The 23,804-nt window shown below is 64.4% G+C and carries 25 protein-coding genes; 3 read left to right on the top strand and 22 right to left on the bottom strand.

The features are described 5' to 3' along the window. The first annotated feature begins 43 nt into the window (after positions 1-43). Entirely contained in the window at positions 44-895 is an 852-nt protein-coding gene (locus AACH55_RS18925; RefSeq protein WP_338716187.1) for an alpha/beta hydrolase, read from the top strand. Between the two features lie 61 nt (positions 896-956). On the opposite strand, the gene AACH55_RS18920 is transcribed toward AACH55_RS18925, so the two are convergent. The 22 genes from AACH55_RS18920 to AACH55_RS18815 form a co-directional block, all read right to left on the bottom strand. Further along, positions 957-1,589: a riboflavin synthase gene (locus AACH55_RS18920; protein ID WP_338716186.1), complete on the bottom strand. Its 633-nt coding sequence runs from the start codon at positions 1,587-1,589 to the stop codon at positions 957-959. Between the two features lie 46 nt (positions 1,590-1,635). Then, positions 1,636-2,757 (bottom strand): bifunctional diaminohydroxyphosphoribosylaminopyrimidine deaminase/5-amino-6-(5-phosphoribosylamino)uracil reductase RibD, encoded by a 1,122-nt coding sequence (gene ribD / locus AACH55_RS18915; RefSeq protein WP_338716185.1) that lies wholly within the window; start codon positions 2,755-2,757, stop codon positions 1,636-1,638. Positions 2,758-2,865: 108 nt separating this feature from the next. Further along, a complete protein-coding gene (locus AACH55_RS18910) occupies positions 2,866-3,339 on the bottom strand; it encodes a GspH/FimT family pseudopilin (RefSeq protein ID WP_338716184.1) in 474 nt (157 codons plus the stop codon). A gap of 4 nt (positions 3,340-3,343) precedes the next feature. Then, a complete protein-coding gene (locus tag AACH55_RS18905; protein WP_338716183.1) occupies positions 3,344-3,793 on the bottom strand; it encodes a type IV pilin protein in 450 nt (149 codons plus the stop codon). Positions 3,794-3,795: 2 nt separating this feature from the next. Beyond that, on the bottom strand, positions 3,796-4,422 hold the full coding sequence (locus tag AACH55_RS18900) for a pilus assembly protein (protein WP_338716182.1): 627 nt from the start codon (positions 4,420-4,422) through the stop codon (positions 3,796-3,798). Then, positions 4,419-5,270, bottom strand: a complete 852-nt coding sequence (locus AACH55_RS18895) for a PilW family protein (protein ID WP_338716181.1) — start codon at positions 5,268-5,270, stop codon at positions 4,419-4,421. The genes AACH55_RS18900 and AACH55_RS18895 overlap by 4 nt, the downstream gene beginning before the upstream one ends. Before the next feature lie 62 nt (positions 5,271-5,332). After that, the gene (pilV, locus tag AACH55_RS18890; RefSeq protein WP_338716180.1) at positions 5,333-5,848 is read right to left on the bottom strand and encodes a type IV pilus modification protein PilV; all 516 of its coding nucleotides are present in this window, start codon (positions 5,846-5,848) and stop codon (positions 5,333-5,335) included. A gap of 92 nt (positions 5,849-5,940) precedes the next feature. Then, entirely contained in the window at positions 5,941-6,558 is a 618-nt protein-coding gene (locus AACH55_RS18885) for a DUF924 family protein (protein ID WP_338716179.1), read from the bottom strand. Beyond that, complete coding sequence (locus AACH55_RS18880; protein ID WP_034335781.1) at positions 6,555-6,776, bottom strand: RNA-binding S4 domain-containing protein; 222 nt, start codon at positions 6,774-6,776, stop codon at positions 6,555-6,557. Before AACH55_RS18880 ends, AACH55_RS18885 begins: the two co-directional genes overlap by 4 nt. A gap of 57 nt (positions 6,777-6,833) precedes the next feature. After that, on the bottom strand, positions 6,834-7,484 hold the full coding sequence (locus AACH55_RS18875) for a response regulator transcription factor (RefSeq protein WP_338716178.1): 651 nt from the start codon (positions 7,482-7,484) through the stop codon (positions 6,834-6,836). A 35-nt stretch (positions 7,485-7,519) separates the two neighbouring features. Next, a complete protein-coding gene (locus AACH55_RS18870) occupies positions 7,520-9,463 on the bottom strand; it encodes a type IV pili methyl-accepting chemotaxis transducer N-terminal domain-containing protein (RefSeq protein WP_338716177.1) in 1,944 nt (647 codons plus the stop codon). 119 nt (positions 9,464-9,582) lie between these two features. Then, positions 9,583-10,590 (bottom strand): GTP 3',8-cyclase MoaA, encoded by a 1,008-nt coding sequence (gene moaA, locus AACH55_RS18865; protein WP_338716176.1) that lies wholly within the window; start codon positions 10,588-10,590, stop codon positions 9,583-9,585. Between the two features lie 19 nt (positions 10,591-10,609). Continuing rightward, positions 10,610-11,356 carry a peptidylprolyl isomerase gene (locus AACH55_RS18860; protein WP_338716175.1) on the bottom strand — a complete coding sequence of 249 codons (747 nt, stop codon included), beginning with the start codon at positions 11,354-11,356 and terminating at the stop codon, positions 10,610-10,612. 15 nt (positions 11,357-11,371) lie between these two features. Beyond that, complete coding sequence (gene narI / locus AACH55_RS18855) at positions 11,372-12,055, bottom strand: respiratory nitrate reductase subunit gamma (RefSeq protein WP_338716174.1); 684 nt, start codon at positions 12,053-12,055, stop codon at positions 11,372-11,374. Between the two features lie 37 nt (positions 12,056-12,092). Continuing rightward, positions 12,093-12,797: a nitrate reductase molybdenum cofactor assembly chaperone gene (narJ, locus tag AACH55_RS18850; RefSeq protein ID WP_338716173.1), complete on the bottom strand. Its 705-nt coding sequence runs from the start codon at positions 12,795-12,797 to the stop codon at positions 12,093-12,095. 14 nt (positions 12,798-12,811) lie between these two features. Next, the gene (narH, locus tag AACH55_RS18845; RefSeq protein ID WP_338716172.1) at positions 12,812-14,365 is read right to left on the bottom strand and encodes a nitrate reductase subunit beta; all 1,554 of its coding nucleotides are present in this window, start codon (positions 14,363-14,365) and stop codon (positions 12,812-12,814) included. Further along, positions 14,362-18,090 (bottom strand): nitrate reductase subunit alpha, encoded by a 3,729-nt coding sequence (locus AACH55_RS18840; protein WP_338716171.1) that lies wholly within the window; start codon positions 18,088-18,090, stop codon positions 14,362-14,364. Before AACH55_RS18840 ends, narH begins: the two co-directional genes overlap by 4 nt. Before the next feature lie 151 nt (positions 18,091-18,241). Continuing rightward, the gene (locus AACH55_RS18835; protein WP_338720354.1) at positions 18,242-19,627 is read right to left on the bottom strand and encodes a NarK family nitrate/nitrite MFS transporter; all 1,386 of its coding nucleotides are present in this window, start codon (positions 19,625-19,627) and stop codon (positions 18,242-18,244) included. A 22-nt stretch (positions 19,628-19,649) separates the two neighbouring features. Beyond that, entirely contained in the window at positions 19,650-20,894 is a 1,245-nt protein-coding gene (locus tag AACH55_RS18830) for a nitrate/nitrite transporter (RefSeq protein ID WP_338716170.1), read from the bottom strand. 140 nt (positions 20,895-21,034) lie between these two features. After that, complete coding sequence (locus tag AACH55_RS18825; RefSeq protein WP_338716169.1) at positions 21,035-21,319, bottom strand: hypothetical protein; 285 nt, start codon at positions 21,317-21,319, stop codon at positions 21,035-21,037. A gap of 14 nt (positions 21,320-21,333) precedes the next feature. Further along, entirely contained in the window at positions 21,334-21,714 is a 381-nt protein-coding gene (locus AACH55_RS18820; RefSeq protein ID WP_338716168.1) for an MAPEG family protein, read from the bottom strand. Positions 21,715-21,741: 27 nt separating this feature from the next. Then, the gene (locus AACH55_RS18815) at positions 21,742-22,617 is read right to left on the bottom strand and encodes a neutral zinc metallopeptidase (RefSeq protein ID WP_338716167.1); all 876 of its coding nucleotides are present in this window, start codon (positions 22,615-22,617) and stop codon (positions 21,742-21,744) included. 132 nt (positions 22,618-22,749) lie between these two features. On the opposite strand from AACH55_RS18815, the gene AACH55_RS18810 reads away from it, so the two are divergent. Together AACH55_RS18810 and AACH55_RS18805 are read left to right on the top strand one after the other, a co-directional pair. Continuing rightward, complete coding sequence (locus tag AACH55_RS18810) at positions 22,750-23,028, top strand: acyl-CoA dehydrogenase domain-containing protein (protein WP_338720352.1); 279 nt, start codon at positions 22,750-22,752, stop codon at positions 23,026-23,028. A gap of 55 nt (positions 23,029-23,083) precedes the next feature. Then, a complete protein-coding gene (locus AACH55_RS18805; protein WP_338716166.1) occupies positions 23,084-23,584 on the top strand; it encodes a nucleoside 2-deoxyribosyltransferase in 501 nt (166 codons plus the stop codon). Positions 23,585-23,804 lie beyond the last annotated feature (220 nt).

Raw genomic sequence — 23,804 nt, 5'->3', positions numbered from 1 at the left:
ACGCAGGTTTAATGCTGTTGCAAATAGCGTTAAGGAAAAGTGAATGCTCCCCGATCAAGTCAAGACCGACGCTCGCCGTGTTCTTTGCCCCATCGCCGAATGCGAAGCGGGCTACAACCTCAAGGCCGCCTTTCCGGATTTTCCGCAGGTGCTGCAGCAGTGGCAGCACGCGACGGCCGCCATTGCCGATACCTTGCTCACCGAAACCGACATCGCCTACGGTGATGCACCGCTGCAGCGTTTTGATTTCTATCGTGCAGCGGGGGCGCAGCGGCCTTTGCTGGTGTTCATCCACGGGGGGTACTGGCAGGGCGGGGACAAGCGCGACATCGGCTTCATCGCCGCGCCCTACGTCAAGGCCGGGATCAGCGTGGCGGTGATCAATTATTCGCTGGCACCCCAGGCGCGCATCGAGGACATGGTGGCAGAGGTACAGGCGTTTCTGGCAACCATTGCGCAGCAGGCGCAGCGGCTGGGCGTCGATCTCAACCGTGTCTCGCTGATGGGGCATTCGGCGGGCGGTCATCTGGCGGCCTTCGTGGCCGCGCAGGCGAGTGCGTTGCAGGTGCAGGCGGTCTTTGCCATCAGCGGAGTGTTCGATCTGATGCCGCTGATCCCGACCTCGCTAAACAAGGCATTGATGCTGGATGAGCAGCGTGCGGATGCACTCTCGCCGGTGCTGCAGGCCGGGCCCGCGGTCACGCGCGTGCGCACCATCATCGGTGAAATGGAGACCGCGCAGTTCCACCTGCAGGCGGCGGTGATGGCCAATTGCTGGCCGCAGGTGGTGGCGCATCACGTGGTGCCGCAGACGCATCACTACACGGTGCTGTTCCCGCTGGCCGATGGGGACAGTCCGGTGTGTCGTGCGGTGATCGCGGAGATCCTGCGCTAAGACTGCTGTCGCGTCATCCCCTTCATCGACCGGTGTACCGGCAAGCTGGCTTGAGTCCGGCTCAGGCAGTGGCGGGCGAAGCCTGGGGCGAGGACAGCATGCGCTCCACATACCGCGCAATCAGATCAATCTCCAGATTGACCTTGCTGCCCGCCTTCAGATGCTTGAGCGTGGTCACTTCCACGGTATGCGGAATGAGGTTGATGGAGAAGCGGCAGGCGTCGGGCAGGTCTTCCACCCGGTTGACCGTCAGCGACACGCCATTGACCACAATCGACCCCTTGTAGGCCAGGTACTTGCCCAGTGACTTGGGGGCATCGATGATCAGTTCGCGCGATTCGCCCACCGGCTCGAAGGAATGCACCTGTCCCAGGCCATCCACGTGGCCGGAGACCAGGTGGCCGCCCAGGCGTTCGGCCAGGGTCAGGGCCTTTTCCAGGTTGACTTCACCGGGGACGTCCAGGCCGGCGGTCAGCCGCAGGCTTTCGCGCGAGACGTCGACGGTGAAGCCGCGCTCGGTCTTGTCGACCACGGTCATGCAGGCGCCATTGAGCGCGATCGAATCGCCCAGGGCAACGTCGGCCATCGGCAGGGTGCCGGCGTCGATGTTCAGGCGCACGCCGGCCTCAGGCCCGGCTGCCAGGGGGGTGACGGAGGTGATGGTGCCGACGGCGGCAACGATTCCAGTAAACATGATTCAGTCCTGATACGAAAATCTGAAAGAAAAAACCAAAAGACGCCTAGGCGAACCGGGCAAGGATACGCAAATCCGGCCCGACCTGCTTGACCTCATGGAAGTGGATGCCGATCTTGCCCGAGAGATCTTCCAGCGGCGGCAATTCGAACATGCTGCGGCCATCGCCGATCAGCGCCGGGGCCAGGTAGACCAGCAGCTCATCCACGCAGCCTTCGCGGATGAGCGCGCCGTTGAGTCTGGCGCCGGCTTCGACGTGCAATTCGTTGATCTGGCGCTGGCCCAGTTCGCGTATCAGGCCGGGCAGGTCGACCTTGCCTTCGGCGTTGGCCAGCAGGATCACCTCGGCGCCTTCGGCCTCCAGAGCGGCACGTTTCTCGCGGTCGTCGGTGGCGGTGAAGACCCAGGTATTGCCGCCCTGGATCACGCGCGCCTCCGGCGAGACGATCAGCTTGCTGTCGACCACGATGCGGCGCGGCTGGCGCGGGGTTTCGATGGCGCGCACGGTCAGTTGCGCGTCGTCCTTCTGGATGGTGCCGATGCCGGCCATGATGGCGCAGGCGCGGGCGCGCCAGATGTGGCCATCGTCACGCGCGGCCTGGCTGGTGATCCACTGGCTCACCCCATTGTGCAGGGCGGTCTTGCCATCCAGGCTGGCGGCGCTCTTCATGCGCACCCAGGGGCGGCCGGTACGCATGCGGTGCAGGAAGCCGATGTTGATCTCCCGCGCCTCTTCTTCCAGCAAGCCGCAGGCCACCTCGATGCCGGCCGCCTGCAGGCGCGCCAGGCCCTGGCCGGCCACCAGCGGGTTGGGGTCGGCGATGGCCGACACCACGCGCGCCACGCCAGCGCGGATGAGCGCATCGGCGCAGGGCGGGGTGCGGCCGAAATGGCTGCAGGGTTCCAGGGTGACGTAGACGGTGGCGCCGCGTACGTCCGCACCGCGTGCGGCGGCATCTGCCATGGCCTGGATCTCGGCATGGTTGCCGCCGGGCGGCTGGGTGAAACCGGCGCCGATGATGCGCCGCTCCTTGACGATGACGCAGCCCACGCGCGGGTTGGGCGTGGTGTCGAGCATGCCGAAGCCGGCCTGCAGCAAGGCCAGGGCCATGGCCTGCTGGTCATTCTCGATGTCGAACTGGTAGAGCGGATCTGCAGTGGAAGTCATGGTGTGCAAAGACGGTAAAGGCGGCAAGGCCTGCCAGGGGCGAGGCCGGATGCCCGTCAATATACACGGCTTTGCGGCATTGCCCGCAAGGCCGGAAGCGCCCGCGCCTCACTCGATGGCGGCCTGGCTGCACTGGCTGTCGATGATCGGGTTGCAGATCCGCACCCGCCCCAGGAAATTGACCACCACCGCCCGCGAGTTGCTGCCGCTGCTGAAATACCAGGTACCGCGCGTGAGCGGTTGCCCGTCCGGCTGATATCCCACCAGTTCACCGCCGGTGGTATAGGCCACGGCAATGCCGTGGTCCAGCGAAGGATGGCGGGAGACCACCTGCTGGCCGACGCGGATTTCCCAGCCGCTTTGCCAGTCGCGGCCGTCGCTGGGCCGCAGTTCGGCGCGGCGGCCGGCCCGCAGCGCTTCGGAACGTGTCAGTTGTACGCTGTGGAAGAAATCGCTGCCGGCCGCCGCCAGCTGGTGCTCGCTGGACAGGTTCTGCAAGGCCGGGATGCCCGCTGCCAGCACCAGCGCCGCAATCAGCAAGACCACCATCAGCTCGATGAGGGTAAATCCTTTTGATTCCATGGGTTCACCAGCAGTCCTTGCCGTCGGCGCGGCGATTGCCACGGCTGTCGGCCTGCAGGACGCCGCACCGGGCATCCTCATAGGCGGTATTGACGCCGCTGCCGCCGGGCGTGGCCGTGACCAGCACGCAACTGGAGAGGTCTTCGTCGTCACACGCACGGGCGGCCAGGGCATAGGCGCTGGCCTGCGGGGTGGCGCCGGAATACCACTTGAAGCCATGCGCCGCGCTGCCCGGCTGGAACGCCTTGTAGCGGTGCTGGTAGGCGTGGTGGCGCTCCTGCTGCATCAACACGTGCAGGAGCGCTGCACGCCCTTCGGCGCGGGCCGCTTTCTGGACGATGTGGCGGTAGCCGTTCCAGCCGAGACCGGCCAGGAGGATCACGATGGCCAGGCTGACCAGAATTTCCAGCAACGTGAAGCCACGTGCCGGCGCGGGCAGAGAGTGGGGAGACATGTTCATTCCTGAGTAGGCAGATAAAGAGGACGCCAGGCCCGCAGCGGGCAACTGGCTGCTGCGCTGTCTGCGGGCGCCGGCAACTGCACCAGCGCCTGCAGCGCGACGATGGCGCCGTGGCGGCCGTAGCCGACGGCGCTGAGGCGATAGAGCGTGGGCGTTGCTTCATCGGCAGCCGTCTTGATGGCCTCCTTGCCGGACCGGGGCGGCAGGCGCTCGATCAGATAACGCGGCACGGCCATGCCGGTCACGCTGCGAAAGCGCCGCCCCGTGAACTGGCCATACGTGGCGGAGATGGCCTGCGCTCCATGCAGTTGCGCAGGCTCCCAGCCGGCACGCTCCTGCTGGCCCAGGCACAGACCGGCACCCGCGGCATCGCTGCGGCATTGCAGCGCGGCGCTGAATTGCTCCGGCTCGATACGGCGCCGATGGCGGATGTCATCGCAGGCATCTTCCAGTGCAGCCTGCGCGGCCAGACGGGCTTGAACATGTTCCCGATGATTGCGGGCGGCGCGTTCTTCCAGCAGGAGCAGCGAGGTGGTGGCGGCCCCCAGCAGCAGCATCAGGCTCAGCAGCATGAGCGCGATCATCAGGGTGGCCCCGCGCTGGCGCGCAGTCAGGATCCTCATGGGCGGGCCTCCGCTACGGCAAGGTTGCGCAACATCACCGTGCCCTGGAATACCGCACGGCGCCGTTGTTCCTGCTCTGGCTCGGTGAAGCGCCAGGCCGGGTCGCTACGTCGTGCGGGCAGGAAGAGATCGTAGCTGCGCGGTATCGCTTCATTGCCGGCAGGGCGCCGCTGAAGTCCCCTGACCAGCAACGCAATACGCACCAGCACCACCTGGCGCCACGCGTGGGCCGGCATGGCCGAGGCATCCGACCAGCGGTCCGGGCGGCCATCGCCATCGCTGTCGATGGCGTAGCGCAGCTGCAGGGCTTCGACGCCACGGGCGATGGCATCCGAGGTCCAGTTGCCGTTCTTGCCCTGGTAGCGGCAGCGCAGTTCCGGTTCACCGCCGCTGCCGGGCGCAATGAAATAGATCACCCACGGCCGCGCCGCTTCCTCCGGCGGGCCTGTCACCGCCTCGGCGCCGCTGCAGTTGCTGACCTGGGCACGGCTGCCGGGCGGGGCGCCGAAGAAACCCAGCATCAGCACATCACTGTGATTGACGCCATCGCCCGTGCTGCTGCCGAAGTTGCCGCTGGCGGGATCGAGCAGCTCGGCCTGGCGGCTGTCATCGAGTCCGCGCAGGCCCGGCACAAGCGAGGGCGCAGCGCCATGTGCGAGCGTTTCCATCGGCAGATGACCGGCCTGGCGCAGCGCCTGCTGCAGGTGATCGAGGGCCAGGCGGCCGGTTTCCTCGACGCGGGCAGCATCGTCCATCTCCTGATAGGCCGCGCGCGCCTGCTGCAACAGCGTGCCGGCCACCAGCACCACCAGCAAGCCCACGGCCAGCGCGATCATCAGCTCGACCATCTTCAGCCCGGTTTGACCAGACCGACGCACGGGGCGAGGGGAACGGGACCGTGCGCGCATCGTCAATGCCCGAGGACCAGGCTAAGCAGCGGGCCTGCTGCGCTCGTGGATGGGCTGGCTGCGCCGAGGCGGCGCCAGCCCAGCTTGAGCATCACCGGGCTGCTGGCCTGGCCATCGCAGGTCCAGTCCACTTGCGGTGTGCGCTGAGCATCACGGCAGACGATCACGCGGGCCTGGGGGAAGTCGCGCACCAGCCGGCCGTTCCAGTCCGCCAGTGCGGACTGGATGAAATCAGACGGATTGCAGGCGGCGGATTCGCAATCGGCCGGGGCCACCGGCGGCCGCTCGGCAGTGAAGGAAAACAGGGTGGGATCGCTGGCGCCGGGCGCTGGCGGCAGGCTGGCCCGCAGTTCGGTCAGCTCTTGCGCCATCAGCGTGGCGCGGGCGTGCAGGCTGCTGTCCTGACTGCTGCGCAGCGCATGCAACTGCAGCATGGCGATGGCCAGGGCGCCGGTGCCGATGACCAGCATGGCCACCAGCACTTCCATCATCGAGAAACCACAGGAGCGAGCACGCATGGCGAATCCTGAAAAGGAAAGCCCGCGAGTCTATGGCAAAAGAAAATGCGTCTCCAGCAAAAGCCGCAATCAGGTTGCCGCTATCGAAAACTTCAGAAGGACGAGCCCGGCTGCTTGAGGAATTCGACTTCTTCCGGCGTGCTGTCGCGCCCGAGGATGCGGTTGCGATGCGGGAAGCGGCCGAAGCGTTCGATCACGGCATGGTGTCGTCGTGCATAGTCGGCATAGCCATCGAAGGCCGGCTTGTCTTCACCGCTGGCCGCCTTGGCCAGGCCACGCATGAGTTGTACGACGTACTCCTGATCGTCCAGGTCTTCGGCGTGTTCCAGCGGCAGGTAGACGAACACCCGGGCCAGCGGCGGCAACTCCGCATCCAGCCCCATGGCCAGCGCCAGGTGGCTGCACTGGCGCGCCAGCTCATCGAAGGCGAAGGCTTGCGGGGTATCGCGGTAGATGTTGCGCGGCATCTGGTCCAGCAGCAGGATCAGGGCCAGCATGCTGCGCGGGGATTCGGTCCAGTCGTCGAGTTCGTTGGCGGCGGCCTGTTGCACCAGCGGCTCGAAGCGGGTGCGGCATTGGGCGTCAACGTCGGGGTGTTTGCTCCACCAGAGTTTTTTCTGGCGCTCCGCGACCTGGTGCGCGGGCAGCGTGTCCCAATCGGGGCCGAACCAGAAGTCCAGTACCTCTTCGGCGCTGGCGTGCGGACTCATTCGGCCAGCACCGTGATCTGTACGTCGCCCAGCGTCACTTTCTGGCCGACGGTGATCTTGCAGGTCTTGCGGGTCTCCAGCTTGCCGTCGACCTTGACCTGGCCATCGGCCACCAGTTGCTTGCCGGCGCCGCCGCTGTCGCACAGGCCGCAGAGTTTGAGCAACTGGTTCAGCTCGACGTAGGGATGGCCTTGCAGCGGGAAGGTGATCTTTTGCATGTTTTCTCTCGGAAATGCCGCCCGCAACAGGCGCGGGGGAGCGGTACGGTACGCCGCTCAGGGCGTTTTGTCCAGACCGTGTTCCACAGCATACACGGCAATCTGCACCCGGCTGCTCAGGTTGAGCTTCTTGAGGATGTTCTGGACATGAATCTTCACCGTGCTTTCGGCCACGTCCAGGCTGCGGGCGATCTCCTTGTTGCTCTGGCCCCGTGCGACGCAGCTCATGGTTTCGCGTTCGCGCGCGGTCAGCTTTTCCTTCATATCGCCTGAAACCGCCGGCCTGGCGGCCCGGAACTGCATCACCAGCTTGGCCGTCATCGCCTCCGAAATCACCGGCTCGCCGGCCGCAGCGCGCTTGATGGCCTGCACCAGATAATCGGCTTCGATGTTCTTGAGCAGGTAACCGGCCGCGCCATTGTGCAGGGCGGTGCTGAGGTCTTCCGCTTCTTCGGAGACCGACAGCATCAACACGGCCGTCTCCGGCAAATCCTCCACGATCAGTTGCATCGCTTCCAGGCCGGACAGGCCGGGCATGTTCAAGTCCATCAGCACCACATCGGGACGCAGCTGGCGGGCGCGCTTGACGCCATCGAGGCCATCGACGGCCTCGCCCACGACCTCGAATTCGGGATGGCGTTGCAGCAGCAGGCGGATACCGCTGCGAAAGAGGGTATGGTCATCGACCAGGAGAATGCGGATGCTCATGCGGCGACTGCTCCATTGAAAATGCGATACGGCGTTCAGGCTACCAGTCGTTCTTCGCGCATCAGCCTGACGGTGATGCGGGTACCGGCACCGGGCTGGCTGGCGATGTCCAGGTGCGCGCCCAGCCGTTCGGCGCGCTCCTGCATGATGCGCAGGCCCACGTGCTGGCTGCCCTTGGCGCGCGCCTGGTCGAGCTGGAAGCCGTGGCCGTCGTCGCTGACCGTGAGGCAGAAGTCGCTGCCATTGTCGACCTCGATCCTGACGTGGCTGGCCTGGGCGTGCTTGCGGATGTTGGAGAGCGCTTCCTGCAGGATGAACAAGACCTGCAGTTGTTGTTCCGGCGCCAGCAGCGGGCCATCCCCGGTGATGTCGAGATGGCCCTGCAAGCCGCTCTGGCGCTGCAGTTTCTCGACGGCCTTGCGCATTTCGGATTCGAGATCACTGTCCTGCAGGCGGCTGCGGAAGTTCAGCAGCAGCTCGCGCACATCTTCGTAATTTTCCTGCACCCCGGCGCGCAGCAGGGGCGCGATGTCGCGGATTTCCCCCAGGTCTTCGCGGGCAAGCGAATCTTCCAGCATCTGCACCTGCAGGTTCAGGAAGTTCAGGCCCTGGGCAATGCTGTCGTGCAGGCCTTGTGCCATCAGGTTGCGTTCGTGGGCGACCGCGAATTCCTTTTCGCGTGCGATCAGGCGCTGGTTTTCGATGGCCGAACCCAGGTGCCGGCCCAGGGTTTCCAGCAGGCGGCGTTCTTCTTCGCTGATCTGGCGTTCGCGCGAGAAATGCAGCGAGAAGCTGCCGATGACCTGTTCGCGCACCTGGATCTGGAAGATGCCCAGCGATACCGCGCCTTCTTCCTGGCAGCGATAGCGGCGCTGCTGGTCCAGTTCGCGGAAGTCGCGGACCAGGATGATGCCCTGCGAGGTCGCGGTGCCGCAGAGGCAATCGCCGACCTTGAGACAGCGTTCTTCATCGATGATGCGTTCGGAAATACCTTCATGCACCGCGATATACAGGTTGCCGCGTTCATCGAGGATGCGCACCGTGCCGCCATCGGCCTGGATGCGTTGCATGATGCGGCGCAGGAAGCCGCTGCACAGCGCCTCGATGGTGTGCGCGCCGGAGAGGAAGTCGGTGATTTCATAGAGCGTGCCGACTTCTTCATTCTGCTCGCGCAGGCGTGCGGTTTTGTCCGCCACCCGGTCTTCCAGCGTGCGGTGCACGCCCTGCACGTGATCGGCCATCTGGTTGAATCCGCGTGCCAGTTGACCGAACTCATCTTCGCTGTCGATGGCCAGCCGCACGTCCAGGTCGTTTTGCGACATGCGCGCAATCCCCGCCTGCAAGCGCCGCACCGGGCCGACGATCCACAGGTAGAGCAGGTACAGCACAGCGATGCTGGCCGCCAGCGCCAGGAAGATCAGCGCGGTCTGGCACAGCCGCAGCCAGGTGGTCTTGCCGGCCAGGTCGGCTTCCACCAGGGCCACCAGCAGGTTGATCTCGTCCACGAAATCCGGCAGTTCCTGCAGGTATTGCGTCAGCGCCTGCTGGCGTTGCCGGTCATCCTCCGCCTGCAACACCTCCCTGGCATGGACTTGCATACGCTGCTGCCACTGGCCTCGTACCTGCAGCAACTGCTCATGGATGGGGCCGCGCGGCGGCACGAAGCTGGGCTGTCCTGCCTGCCCGGTCTGCAGTACGTCGAGGATTTCGCTGAAGCGCTCGATCTCGTGCTGCACGGTGTCGCGCGCCTGCTGGTGTTCCAGCGCCAGACCGAGCTGGTAGGAGCGCATGCGCAGGCTGCCGGCTTCATTGATGACGGTGCCGCCGCCTTCCAGTTGCCAGGACAGCAGCAGGGTATAGCCGATGGCTGTCATGGTCAGGCCCAGGCCGACCAGGGTCATCAGCAGGATGCGGAAGGTCAGCCGCTTGTGCGGCGGCAGGGGCGGCAGGGGCAGCAGCGGGGCGGCAGGAGAGGGCATGGTGGTTCCGGGCGGCAGGCGAGCAGGCAGTCTATGCCTTCGCCGGATGAAAATCACGGGGGCGAAGTCAACTTTCCTTCACTTATCCCTTTGTTCTTGTGCGGTCTTGCTACAGCACGTCAGCCCCCCGTCTGCGACATGAAACGGATGATCTTGTGCGGCTGCTCCTGGAATTCATGGCGTTCCGGCTTCAGTTCGATGGCCAGCCGGATGGCCTCCTCCAGGCCCGCATCATCGATGCCGGCACGCAGCAGCGGACGCAGCTCGACGCGCGCCTCCTGGCCCAGGCACAGGTAGAGCGTGCCATCCACCGACAGGCGCACGCGGTTGCAGGTGGCGCAGAAATGCTGGCTGATGGGCGAGATGAAACCGATGGTGCCGTCGCCATCGGCGCGCTGCCAGTAGCGCGCCGGTCCGCCCCCCAGCTCGGCGGCCAGTGGTTGCAGGCCGAAGCGCGCCACCAGTTGCTCGCGGATAGGGCCGATGGCGACGGTGCCGCTGTCGCGACCGGTCTGGCCCATCGGCATGGCTTCGATCAGGCGCAGGATGAATCCCTGTTTGAAGCAGAACTCGGCCATGCGCGGGATTTCATCTTCATTGACGCCGCGCAGCACCACCATGTTGACCTTGATGGGCGCAAAGCCCGCCGCTTTGGCTGCGGCCAGCCCGGTCATGACGCTCTCCAGGCTGTCGCGCCCGGTGATGCGGGTGACGCAGGCGCGCTCCAGGCTGTCCAGGCTGACGTTGATGCGTGTCACGCCGGCCGCGCGCAAGGCCGCAGCGTGCTTGTGCATCTGCGTGGCATTGGTGGACAGGGACAATTCCTCCACCCCCGGCAATGCCGACAGCTGTGCCGCCAGGACCGGCAGGTGCCGCCGCAACAGCGGCTCGCCGCCGGTCAGCCGCACCCTGCCCACGCCCAGCCGGGCGAAGGCAGCGATGACGCGGCTGATCTCATCGAAACTGAGCCAGTTGGCCGGCTCCTCGAAGCCCTTGAAACTGTTGGGCATGCAGTAGCTGCAGCGCAGGTCGCAGCGGTCGGTGACCGACAGCCGCACATAGCTGATGCGGCGACCGAAGCGGTCCTGCAGGACCGGACGATCGAAAGGCGCGAAGGGGAAGGGCATAGGGTTGAGCCAGTCAGTGTCATTGCACCAGCGGCGTGACCGCGCCCGGCAGATCGATGCCGGAGATGCAGGCACGGCCGACCAGCAATTGCAGGTACTGGCGCACGGCACGGTCGAAGCTGGCGCGCTGCAGGGCCCGGGCGATGTTCTCGCGCACGGCGTCGAAGGGCAGGAGTTCGCCGTCGAACTTGCGGCCGAGCCGGACGATGTGCAAGCCGAAGCGGCTTTCCACCAGGCGCGGCAGGATGGCGTCGGCCTGGGCGGCAAAGACGGCCTTCTCGAACTCGGGCACGCAGGTGCCGCGTGTGATCTGACCCAGGCTGCCGCCCTGGGCACCGGAAGGACAGTTGGAGGCGATCTCTGCCACTTCCGCGAAGCGCTGCGGATGCACCAGCAGCTCGGCCAGGACCGCTTCGGCGTGCAGGCGCAATGCCGCCAGGTCCACCCCTTCCGTGACCTGGAAGAGGATATGGCTGACCTCGGCCAGCGCACCGACACGGAAGCGTTCCGGCGCGGCCTGGTAGTGGCGCCGGCATTGTTCCTCATCAGGCAGGGGGACGTGGACTTCGTGTTGCAGCAGGGCTTCGATGCGGGCGTCTTCGCCGGTTTCTTGCAGGCCCAGTTGCTGCGCCTGTTCCAGCAGCAGCCGGCGTAGTACCAGGGTGGTCATGGCCGCTTGCAGATCCGGCTCCTGCTCATCGCGGGCGGCCAGTTCCTGCGCCATCTCGGCGTCGGTGAGTTCGTAGTCGTTGACGATCACGGGCATGGTGATTCTCCTCGTTCAGCGGGTACGTACCAGTTGCCAGGCGCGGCTCAGGTAGGTGACCGAAGCGAAGCCGCTCCAGACGTGCACCAGCCGGGTGAAGGGGAAGATCACGAACAGCGTCAGTCCCATGAAGAGGTGGAGCTTGAACAGCAGCGGCGCGCCCTCGATGAAGCCGGCGGCGTCGCCCCGCAGGGTGATGATGTGCTGGGCCCAGGTCATCAGCAGCACCATCATGTGACCATCGCGATGCTGGGCCGATTCGGCGATGGTGGACAAGCCCAGTCCCAGCGTGACCAGCAGCCACAGCAACAGGAGCTTGTCGGACGGGCGGGTGACGGCGGCGATACGCGCATCGGTCCAGCGGCGATGGATCAGGATCAGCAGGCCCAGCAGGCAGAGCGTGCCGAACACGCCGCCGGCGCCCATGGCCACGGCCTGCTTGAAGCTGTGCGTCACGCCGAGGGCATCCCACACCGCCACTGGCGTGAGCAAGCCTACCAGGTGACCGAAGAACAGCCCCAGCACACCTGCATGGAACAGGATATTGCCCAGCCGCAGACGGCCGGCGTGCAGCAGTTGCGAGGAATCGCTCTTCCAGGTGTACTGCTCGCGCTCGAAGCGCACCAGGCTGCCCAGCAGGAACACGACCAGCGCGATGTAGGGATAGATCCCGTAGAGGAATTGATGCAGGTAGTTCATGGTGATCTCTCTATGCAGGCGAATCGATGGGCCGGGCTCAGCGGCCGGTCGGGCTGGCCGGGCTGGCTTGGCTGGCCGGTGGCCGGGGATGGAAATGCAGCGGCTGCACCCCGCCCATGGCCGGTCTGAGCAGGGGTTCCACGCCATCGGCACCGGGGCCGAAGACTTCCATGGCTTCATCCATGTCGCGCACCGGTGGTTCATCCTGTTCGCGTGGTTCGACTGCGGTCAGGGTGGTCAGCAGCAGGAACAGCGGGGCGTAGGGATGGTCCCGCTTCTGCAGCCGCATGCCGATGGCGGCCAGCACGTGGATGGCGTCGCCCAGCAGTTTCGCGGCCGTGGCCGGGTCCAGCAGGCTCAGGAATTCCAGGAACAGCGGCACGTAGTCGGGCAGTTCGGTCTCGGCCGGTTCCACGCCATGGGCGCGGTATTCGTCCAGCAGGTCGACCATGGCCTGACCGCGATCGCGGCTTTCGCCATGGATGTGTTCGAACAGGTGCAGCGAGAGCGCATGGCTGCGGTCGAAGGTATCGACGTAGGCTTCCTGCAGTGCAATCAGGGGCGTGCCGGCCAGGTGATCCAGCAGCGGCTGCAAGGCGCTCAGGTGGGCCGGTTCGGCTTGCAGTGCGGCGCCGATCTCGGGCAGTGCCGCGATCAGGTCCGGCTGCGGATAGCTCATCAGCGCCGAGACGATGCGGTAGAGCGGCACGGCCGCAGCGGCAGGGTGAAGGTCATTGGACATGCTGTGGGCTCCGTTCATTCGGTGAGGGCGGTCTTCTTGCGCGACTTGGGCATGTCCACGAAGATCACGCTGCCTTGCGGCTTCTTGCCGAACAGGCTGCCCTCGGAGACGCCGCCCGAGCAGCCATTGCCGAAGGTGAAGCCGCAACTGCCCTTGTCGTTGAAGCTGTCTTCCACCATTTCCTTGTGCGAGGACGGCACCACGAAGCGGTCTTCATAGTTGGCGATGGCCAGGGTCTGGTACATGTCCTCGACCTCGGCCGGGGTCAGGCCGACCTGCTGCAGCACGGCGTCATCTCGCTGGCCGTGCACGGTCTCGGCACGCTTGTGGGCGCGCATGGCCAGCAGGCGTTCGAGGGCGCTCAGGATGGGCGCTTCCTTGCCGGCGGTCAGCAGGTTGGCGAGATAACGCACCGGAATGCGCAGCGACTTCACATCGGGGATGATGCCGGTCATGCCCATGTGACCGGCTTCGGCGGCCTTCTGGATGGGTGACAGCGGTGGTACGTACCAGACCATCGGCAGGGTGCGGTATTCCGGGTGCAGCGGGAAGGCGATCTTCCATTGCATCGCCATCTTGTACACCGGCGATCTGCGGGCCGATTCCAGCCAGCTCTGTGCAATGCCCTGACGTCGTGCCTCGGCCATCACCTCAGGATCGTGCGGATCGAGGAAGCAGTCCAGTTGCGCCTGGTACAGGTCCTGTTCATCGGCCACCGAGGCGGCGGCTTCGATCTTGTCGGCATCGTAGAGCAGCACGCCGAGGTAGCGGATACGGCCCACGCAGGTTTCCGAGCACACGGTGGGCTGACCGGCTTCGATGCGCGGATAGCAGAAGGTGCATTTCTCGGCCTTGCCCGAGCTCCAGTTGTAATAAATTTTCTTGTAGGGGCAACCGGAGATGCACATGCGCCATCCCCGGCACTTGTCCTGGTCCACCAGCACGATGCCGTCATCCTCGCGCTTGTAGATCGAGCCCGAGGGGCAGGACGCCACGCAGGCCGGGTTCAGGCAGTGTTCGCACAGGCGCGGCAGGTACATCATGAAGGTCGATTCAAAGCTGCTGTACATTTCCTTCTGCACGCCTTCGAAGAGCGCATCCTTGCTGCGCGCGCTGAATTCACCACCGAGGTCGTCTTCCCAGTTGGGGCCCCAGGTGATCTTGTCCATCTTCTTGCCGGTCAGCACCGACACCGGTCGCGCCGTCGGCGGCGTCGCCATCAGCGGGGCTTTTTGCAGGTGCTCGTAGTCGTAGGTGAAGGGCTCGTAGTAATCGTCGATGGAGGGCAGGTTGGGGTTGGCAAACAGGTTGGCCAGGATGCGCACGCGCCCGCCCTGTTTCGGTTCCAGCTTGCCGCTGGCATTGCGCAGCCAGCCACCGTTCCACTTCTTCTGGTTTTCCCATTGCTTCGGGTAACCGATGCCGGGCTTGGTTTCGACATTGTTGAACCAGGCGTATTCCACGCCGTCGCGGCTGGTCCAGACGTTCTTGCAGGTCACCGAACAGGTGTGGCAGCCGATGCACTTGTCCAGGTTGAGCACCATGCCCACTTGTGCGCGAATTCTCATGATGCAGTCCTTTCTTGCTTGCGGCCATCGAGCCAGTCCACCTTGTTCATCTTGCGCAGGATGATGAATTCATCGCGGTTGCTGCCGACCGTGCCGTAGTAATTGAAGCCATACGACAGTTGCGCATAGCCGCCGATCATGTGGGTGGGTTTGAGTACCGCCCGCGTGACCGAGTTGTGGATGCCGCCGCGCTTGCCGCTCAACTCGGCGCCGGGGGTGTTCACGATCTTTTCCTGCGCGTGATACATCAGGCACATGCCGCCCGCAATGCGCTGGCTCACCACCACGCGCGCGGTCAGCGTGCCGTTGCTGTTGAAGACTTCCACCCAGTCGTTGTCCACCAGGCCGGCCGTACGGGCGTCGTCTTCCGAGATCCACACGTGCGGCCCGCCGCGACTCAGGGTCAACATGCGCAGGTTGTCCGAATAGGTGGAGTGGATGCCCCACTTCTGGTGCGGTGTCAGGAAATTGAGCACGATTTCCTTTTCGCCATTGGGCTGGCGGTTGAGCATCGGCGCTACCGTCTTGGTATCGACGGCCGGTTTGTAGACGCACAGGCCTTCGCCGAAATCCAGCATCCAGCGGTGATCCTGATAGAACTGCTGGCGGCCGGTGAGGGTGCGCCAGGGGATCAGTTCATGCACGTTGGTATAGCCGGCGTTGTAGCTGACTTCTTCCGATTCCAGTCCGGACCAGGTGGGCGCCGAGATGATCTTGCGCGGCTGCGCCTGCACGTCGCGAAAACGGATCTTGTCGTGTTCGCGGCCTTGCGCCAGGTGGGCGTGATCGCGCCCGGTGATCTTGCCCAGTGCCTCCCAGGCCTTGACGGCGACGTGGCCATTGGTTTCCGGCGCGAAGGACAGGATCATCTCGCAGGCATCGATGGCGCTGTCCAGGCGCGGACGGCCCTGGCTCACGCCGGGTTCGGTGACGCGCTTGTTCAGGGCAGCCAGTTCGTCCACTTCATGGCCGGTCTGCCAGTTGATGCCCTTGCCGCCGTTGCCCAGCTTGTCCAGCAGCGGGCCGACCGAGGTGAACTTCTTGTAGATGTCCTTGTAGTTGCGTTCCACCACCACGAAGTTGGGCGCGGTCTTGCCGGGGATGAGATCGCATTCGCCCTTCTTCCAGTCCTTGGGTTCGAAGGGCTGACCCAGTTCACCCGGGGTGTCATGCATCAGCGGTTGCAGCACGATGTCGCTGCGGGTGCCGAGATAGTCGCCACCGATCTCGCTGAATTTTTTGGCGATGCCCTTGTAGATTTCCCAGTCGGTCTTGCTCTCCCACAGCGGCTGCACGGCTTCGGACAGCGGATGGATGAAGGGATGCATGTCAGAGGTGTTCAGGTCATCCTTTTCATACCAGGTGGCGGTGGGCAGCACGATGTCGGCATACAGGCAGGTGGTGCTCATGCGGAAGTCCAGCGTCACCAGCAGGTCCAGCTTGCCTTCGGCGGCTTGCTCGCGGTACTTCACCTCGCTGGGCCTGATGGCTTGGTCGGGGTTGTCGAACAGGGCGTTCTGGGTGCCCAGCAGGTACTTCAGGAAATACTCATGCCCCTTGCCGGAACTGCCCAGGATGTTGGAGCGCCAGACGAACATGTTGCGCGGGAAGTTCTTCGGGTTGTCGGGGTCGTCGCAGCTCATGTTGACGGTGCCCGACTTGAGCGCCTCCTTCAGATAATCCTGCGGCGTCTGACCCCTGGCTCGGGCGCTGTCGCAGATGTCCAGCGGATTGGTTTCCAGTTGCGGGGCCGAGGGCAGCCAGCCCATGCGTTCTGACCTGGCGTTCATGTCGATCATGCTCATGGAGGACAGCTTGTCCTTGTCCGCCGTGGGCGCGACGATCTCATGGATGCCCAGCTTTTCATGGCGCCACTGGCTGGTATGGGCATAGAAGAAACTGGTGCCATTCATCTGGCGCGGCGGGCGTACCCAGTCGGTGGCGAAGGCCAGCGGAGCCCAGCCGAATTGCGGACGCAGCTTTTCCTGCCCGACGTAATGCGCCCAGCCGCCGCCGGACTTGCCGATGCAGCCGCACATCATCAGCAAATTGATGATGCCGCGATAGATCATGTCGTTGTGGTACCAGTGGTTCAGCGCCGCACCGACGATGACCATGCTCTTGCCTTCGGTGTCGTGGGCATTGCGCGCGAATTCGCGCGCCACCTGGATCACCAGTTCGCGTTTGACGCCGGTATGCTTTTCCTGCCAGGCCGGGGTGTAGGGCACATCGTCATCGTAGCTGTGGGCGATCTCGCCGCCCAGGCCCTGATCGACGCCGTAGTTGGCCATCATCAGGTCGTGCACCGTGGCCACCAGCGCGGTGCTGCCATTGGCCAGGCGCACGTGGCGCACCGGTACCCGGCGCAGCGCCAGCGGCTGCGCATCGTCGCCGCCGAAATAGTTGAAGGCGACCGTGACCACTTCATCGTGCTGCGCCACCAGCGAGAGCAGCGGATCGATCTCGCGGCCGGAATGGCCGTCGCGGCTTTCCAGATTCCAGCGGCCGACCTTGGCGCCGTCATTGACCTGGCCTTCGCCCCAGCGGTAGCCGATGGAACCGTTGGGGGCGACGATCTGGCCGGTGCCGGCATCGATGGCCAGCGACTTCCAGTCGGCATTGTTGGCTTCTTCCAGCTGGCCCGGCAACTGCGAGGCGCGCAGCAGGTGGTCCGGCAGGTAGTGGCCATCACGTTGCACCAGCCGCACCAGCATGGGCATGTCGGTGTATTGCTTGACGTAGGAACGGAAGTAGGCCGAGGGCTGGGCCTGGTGGAATTCCTTGAGCACCACGTGGCCCATGGCCATGGCCAGGGCAGCGTCGGTGCCTTGCCTGGGTGCCAGCCAGATGTCGCCGAACTTGACCATCTCGCCGAAGTCCGAGGACACCGCCACCGTCTTGGTCCCCTTGTAGCGCACCTCGGTATAGAAGTGGGCGTCGGGTGTGCGGGTCTGGGGCACGTTGGAGCCCCATACCATCAGGTAGGTGGAGTTGTACCAGTCGGCCGATTCCGGCACGTCGGTCTGCTCGCCCCAGATCTGCGGACTGGCCGGTGGCAGGTCGCAGTACCAGTCGTAGAAGGACAGCGGCACGCCGCCGATCAGGCTGAGATAACGCGCACCGGCCGCATAGGACACCATCGACATGGCCGGGATGGGCGAGAAGCCGATGATGCGGTCCGGACCATATTGCCTGATGGTGTAGGCATTGGCGGCGGCGATGATCTCGTTGGCGGTATCCCAGTCGGCACGCACGAAGCCGCCCAGGCCGCGTATCGACTTGTAGCTGGCGGCCTTGGCGGCGTCGCTGGTGATGGCGGCCCAGGCCTCGACCGGGCTCAGGGTGCGGCGTGCTTCCTGCCACAACTGCATGAGGCGGCCGCGGATCATCGGGTATTTCACGCGCTGCGCCGAGTAGACGTACCAGCTATAGGACGCTCCACGCGGGCAACCGCGCGGCTCATGGTTGGGCAGGTCGGGGCGGGTGCGCGGATAGTCGGTCTGCTGGGTTTCCCAGGTGATCAGCCCGTTCTTGACGTAGACCTTCCACGAGCAGGAACCGGTGCAGTTGACCCCGTGGGTGGAACGTACCACTTTGTCATGCTGCCAGCGGCTGCGGTAGGCGTTTTCCCATTGGCGGTCTTCGTTGACCACCGCGCCATGTCCATCGGCGAAGGTGGACTTCACCCGCGACATGAACTTCAATCGGTCCAGAAAATGACTCATCGTGAATCCTCGGTTGCGTGGGTGGACATTCCACCTGCGTTGACTGTAGAAAAGTGTAGGCAAGCCGCCCCGCTGCGCCTATTGGCCAGCTTGTACGCCTGCCCCCTGCAGGCGGACTAGTCCGACTAGTTCGAAAGAACTAGACCGGTTCTCAGCAAGGCATCTCCGCACCCCGGCGCGCGTAGTACCACCAGGTGATCAGCATGCAGCTGGCATAGAAGCCCACGAAGATGAACATGGCCATGTCGGGCGCGCCGGTCATGCGAATGGAAGTACCGAAGCTCTGCGGGATGAAGAAACCGCCATAGGCCCCGATGGCCCCCGAGAAGCCCAGCACGGCGGCCGATTCTCTGGCGGCATCCAGGCGCGCCTGCTGCAGGGCGGCTTCGCCCTGACCCTGCACGGCGCGTTCGCGCTCGGTCTGGAAAATCAGCGGGATCATGCAGAAGGTCGAACCATTGCCCAGGCCGGTCAGGATGAACATGACGATGAAGGACACCAGGAACAGCATGAACTGGTGCGTATGCAAGGCCGGCAGGATGCCCAGCAGGATCGCCAGGCCCATGGCCAGGAACACCCACAAGGTCACGCGCGCGCCGCCGATGCGGTCCGACAGCATGCCGCCCAGCGGACGCGCCAGAGCCCCGGCCAGCGGGCCGAGGAAGGCGTATTGCGCCACTGCGATCTCGGGGAATTCGGCCTTGATCAGCATCGCAAAGGCCGCCGAGAAACCGATAAAGGAGCCGAAGGTGCCCACATACAGCCAGCACATGAGCCAGTTGTGCTTGCGCTTGAAGATCACCGCCTGGTCGGCCAGCGAGGCGTGCGCCGAGGCGATGTCATTCATGCCGAACCAGGCCGCCAGCGTGGCCGCGACGATGAAGGGCACCCAGATGAAGCCGGCATTGGCCAGCCAGAAGGTGCTCTGCATGCCGCTCTTGGGATCAAGGAAGACGAAACCCTGACCTGAGATCGAGGCGGCGAACACGGCCGAGGAAATCACCATCGGTGTAACGAACTGCACCACCGACACGCCCAGATTGCCGATGCCGGCATTCATGCCGGTGGCGTAGCCCTTGCGCGCCTTGGGGAAGAAAAAGCTGATGTTGGCCATGCTGGAACTGAAGTTGCCGCCGCCCAGCCCGCACAGCAGCGCCAGTCCCAGCAGGGTGGAATAGCTGGTGCCCGGGTCCTGCAGGGCCAGGCCCATGCCGATGGCCGGGATCAGGAGGCTGGCGGTGGAAATGGCGGTCCACTTGCGGCCGCCGAAGACCGGTACCAGAAAGGAGTAGAAGATGCGCAGCGTGGCGCCCGAGAGGGCCGGCAATGCGGTCAGGAAGAACAGCTGGTCCTTGCTGAAATGAAAGCCCGCCTTGTCCAGGTTGGCCGCCACCACGCTCCACAGCATCCAGACCGCGAAGGCCAGCATCAGGCAGGGGATGGAGATCCACAGATTGCGGCGGGCCACGGCCTGGCCCTGCTTGCGCCAGAACTCGGGGTTTTCCGGTTCCCAGCGTTGTAGTACGTGATTCATGATGAGTCCTTGTCAGAGGAAGGGATCAGTGGGCTTGCGGCGCACTGGCAGTCGTGGTCGCCTCGCGGCGGAACTGGAAATGCATCCACACCAGGGCGCAGCAGACCGTGCCGTAGAGCAGCATGAAGCAGGAGCTGCGCACGCCCGTCACGTCCAGCGCGATGCCAAAGAGGATGGGCAGGATGAAGCCGCCCAGCCCGCCGGCCAGACCGACGATGCCGGAGACGGCGCCGATGTTGCTGCTGTAGTCATCCGAGATGAACTTGAAGACCGAAGCCTTGCCCACCGCCATGGCCACGCCGACCACGAACAGCAGCACCGTGAAGAGCACCGGGTTCAGGCCGAGGTGGAAGCGTTGCGGGCCGTTCACGGTCTGGATGGTGAAGTCGGTCTGCGGATAAGAGAGCAGGAAGAAGGCCACCCAACAGATCCACATCACCCACCAGGTGACCTTGTAGGCGCCGTACTTGTCGGAGAGCCAGCCGCCCATGGCGCGCAGCACGCCGCCCGGCAGCGAGAAGCAGGCGGCCAGCAGGGCGGCGTGCCTGATGTCGAAACCGTATTCGGTGACGTAGTACTTGACCATCCACAGGCTCAGGCCGACGTAGCCGCCGAACACCACCGAGTAATACTGGCAGTAGCGCCACACCCTGGGCTCCTTGAGCATGCGGATCTGATCGATGAAGCGGGTATCGGACGCCACCTGGTGGCCGGGATCGGTGGCGGAGCAGAACCAGAAGATCACGGCGGCCGCCAGCATCAGGCCGGCATAGACCTGTGGCACCAGAGCCCAGCCGCCGGCGGCGATGAGGGCCGGGGCGATGAACTTGTTGACTGCCGCCCCCGAGTTGCCAGCGCCGAACACGCCCATGGCCAGGCCCTGACGCTCCTTCTTGAACCAGCGCGCCACATAGGGTGTACCGACCGAGAAGGAACCGCCGGCCAGTCCCACGAACAGGCCCAGCACCAGGAAATGCCAGAAGGCCGTGGCGTACGAAATCAGCCAGATCGGCAGCACGGTACAGAGCATCAGGATGAAGAACACGATGCGACCGCCGTAGCGGTCGGTCCAGATGCCCAGGGGGACGCGGATGAGCGAACCGGTCAGCACCGGCATGGCGGTGAGCAGGCCGAATTCGGTTTCGTTCAGGTGCAGGGCATTCTTGATGGGAATGCCGATGACCCCGAACATCACCCAGATGGTGAAGCAGACGGTAAAGGCCAGCGTACTGGAACCCAGTACGCCATAGGCCCGGCTTTGGTCGGACATGAAGCCTCCTGCGGATGGTGATCGATGCAGTCCAGCTTATCGGTCACGGCGGGCAGGCAACATTGGTCCGACGGTGAGGAAGGTGAAGGAAGAAGGAGGAGGAGGGCGGCCGGAAGAACTAGTTCTTCCGGCCAGGCAGGTCAGCCCGCCGCCAGCGTCTGCTGTGCCTTGTCCAGCCAGGTGGAGAGGCTGTCGGTGAGATCCTTCTGGCTGAAGGAGCAGCTTTCTTCGGTGAAGAGACTGCCGGCTTCGAGGCGGCCCAGCAGGTCTTCGGCGACCTGGCGATAGCGCGGCGGCAGGGCGTTCATCACTTCCTCGCTGGCGCGCCAGGTGCTGCACAGGCTGGCGATGCTGGTGTGGCCGGCACACAGTTGATCCAGGGCTGCGCGCATGGGGGCCAGTTGCAGGGCGGCGGGGTGGCTCATTGATGGCTCCTGTTTCAGGCGCGTGCGGCAATGACGAACAGCGCAATCACGCTCAGATATCCCACGATCCAGACCGCCGAGCGGGCCGAAGGCTTGTCCGTCAGGTACAGCGCCGTATAAAAGATACGCGCCACGATGAAGACCACTGCGGCAGTATCGATCTGTTCGTGGGGAGCGTCCGCCATCTGCGCCACCAGTACGGCCGCAGCAAAGAAGGGAAAGGCTTCGAAGTGGTTGCGATGCGCGTAGTCGGCGCGGCGGCGCAGCCCGGTCTGCTTGTCCAGCCAGGCGCGTGGTTCGGCATTGTCGAAATCGCGGCGGCCATATTTGGCTATCGCAATGGTCAGCACCGGCATCAGGCCGGCGATCAGGATGCACCAATAAGATAGGGTCATGCGGTGGGTCTCCTCGTAGTGATGTGTTCAGAGTTCCCTGGCGGCGAAGGTATTGCAGGCGCTGACCTTGCCTTGGGCAATGCCGCGCTTGAACCAGGTCACGCGCTGCGCCGAACTGCCGTGGGTGAAGGAGTCCGGTACGACCACGCCGCGCGCCTGGCGTTGCAGGGCATCGTCGCCGATGGCCGAGGCGGCGTGCAGGGCATCCTCGATGTCGCCTTCTTCCAGGATGTGGCGCGCCTGGTTGGCGTGATAGGCCCACACCCCCGCAAAGCAGTCCGCCTGCAACTCCAGCCGCACCGACATGGCATTGGCCTGCTTCTCGGTGGCATTGCGGCGGGCCGCATCCACCTTGTCGGAAATGCCCATCAGGTGCTGTACGTGGTGCCCCACTTCATGCGCAATCACATAAGCCTGGGCAAAATTGCCGGACACCTTGAAGCGCTGTTTCATCAGTTCATAGAACGACAGATCGATGTAGACCTTCTGGTCGCCCGGGCAGTAGAAGGGGCCGGTGGCAGTCTGGCCGGTACCGCAGGCGGTGGGCGTGCTGCCGGAGAAGAGTACCAGCTTGGGCCGCACGTACTGCTTGCCATTGCTGGCGAAGATCTGGCCCCAGGTGTCTTCGGTATCGGCCAGCACGGTGGAGACGAAGCGCGCCATCTGATCGTTGGGTGAAGGCTTGTGCGAGGGTACCTGCTGCTGCACCGGGGCCGGTGCGCCACCGCCGGAGAGCAGATTGAGCATGGTTAGCGGATTGATGCCCAGAAAGTAGGAGGCCACCAGCGCCACCGCCACCGTGCCCAGTCCGATGGAGCGGCCACCGAAGCCAAAGCCGCCACCGCCATCCTCGCCACGGCGGTCTTCCACGTTGTCGCTTTCGCGATTGCCTTCCCATTTCATGATGTCTTCTCCGGTGCTGCTGTCTGCGATGCCGGGATTGTAATGGATGCCATGGGCTGCGGCTTGTCGGGCATTGTCTGACCTGGCAAGGCAATACTGTCCGATTCCACCGGCTGAGCTGGCCCCTTATCGCTGGCTTGTGGCGAGAGGGCCTTTGCACTCACGCCGGTGGTGCAGCAGCTGGAGCATCGTCTCAAGGGCGAGATCAAGGAAGGCAAGCTGCCGCCGATGCCGCAGAACCTGCCGGACGTCCCGGCCTGGAGCGCGCTGGCGCTGCAACGCCAGCTGATCTCGCAGCAGGAGAAGGAAGCCGTTGATGCCTTTGCCCACTATGGCAACCAGAGCGTGCAAGTGGATGATTTCGGGCCGGATTTCGATCGCGCGCAGATTGTGGCGCAGCTGGGTTCATAAGGAGATGAAGGTTTGCGCTATCCTGCCGTTTCCCTCGTATTGCACAGGATGAACCATGACCCCGCAGCCCCGCATCTACCTGGCCGGCCCCGATGTCTTCCAGCGCGACTATGCGCAGCACAAACAGCGGATCAGGCAATGGTGCGCCGACCTCGGACTGGTGGCGCTGTGCCCCGGCGATGATGAAGTCAGCGGCGACAGCAAGGCCGAAGTGGCACGCCGCATCTACGAGATCAACGTGGCCCTGATCGATTCCGCCGATTACGTGGTGGCCAATGTGTGCAATTTTCGCGGGCATGAGCCCGACTCGGGAACGGTCTTCGAGATCGGCTATGCAGTCGGGCGGGGCAAGAAGGTGTGGTGTTACAACACGCCTGCCCAGGACCTGCTGAGCCAGGTGCCGCAGGCTGAACCGGGGTACTGCCATGCGGGCATGCTCATCGAGGACTTCGGCCTGCCGCGCAACCTCATGCTGGTCCATGCCACCGAACTGGTGCAGGGCGATGTCCATACCTGTCTGCAGCGTGTGGCTCGCTGGCATGCAAGCCGGGGCTGAGCGGGGATTTCCGCACGGTCTTGTTCACCGCACGGGCATATGCCCATTTTCCAGCACCTCTTTTAAGACTGCTTCATCATCTCGCTGCATGAGATGGTGAAGCTTTTTGCTTCCTCTTTCCTGTCGGAAATCTGAAAAATATTATTAAGATATATCTTGAAATGCCTGGAATAAAGATATATCTTGGCTATATCGATCGCTCCGCAGCGTGCGTCAGTCG

Origin of the sequence: Herbaspirillum sp. DW155, from assembly GCF_037076565.1 — a bacterium.
Classification (GTDB): domain Bacteria; phylum Pseudomonadota; class Gammaproteobacteria; order Burkholderiales; family Burkholderiaceae_D; genus Herbaspirillum.
The sequence above is the reverse complement of the archived record's forward strand: the minus strand, read 5'-3'. Positions and strand labels throughout refer to the sequence as shown.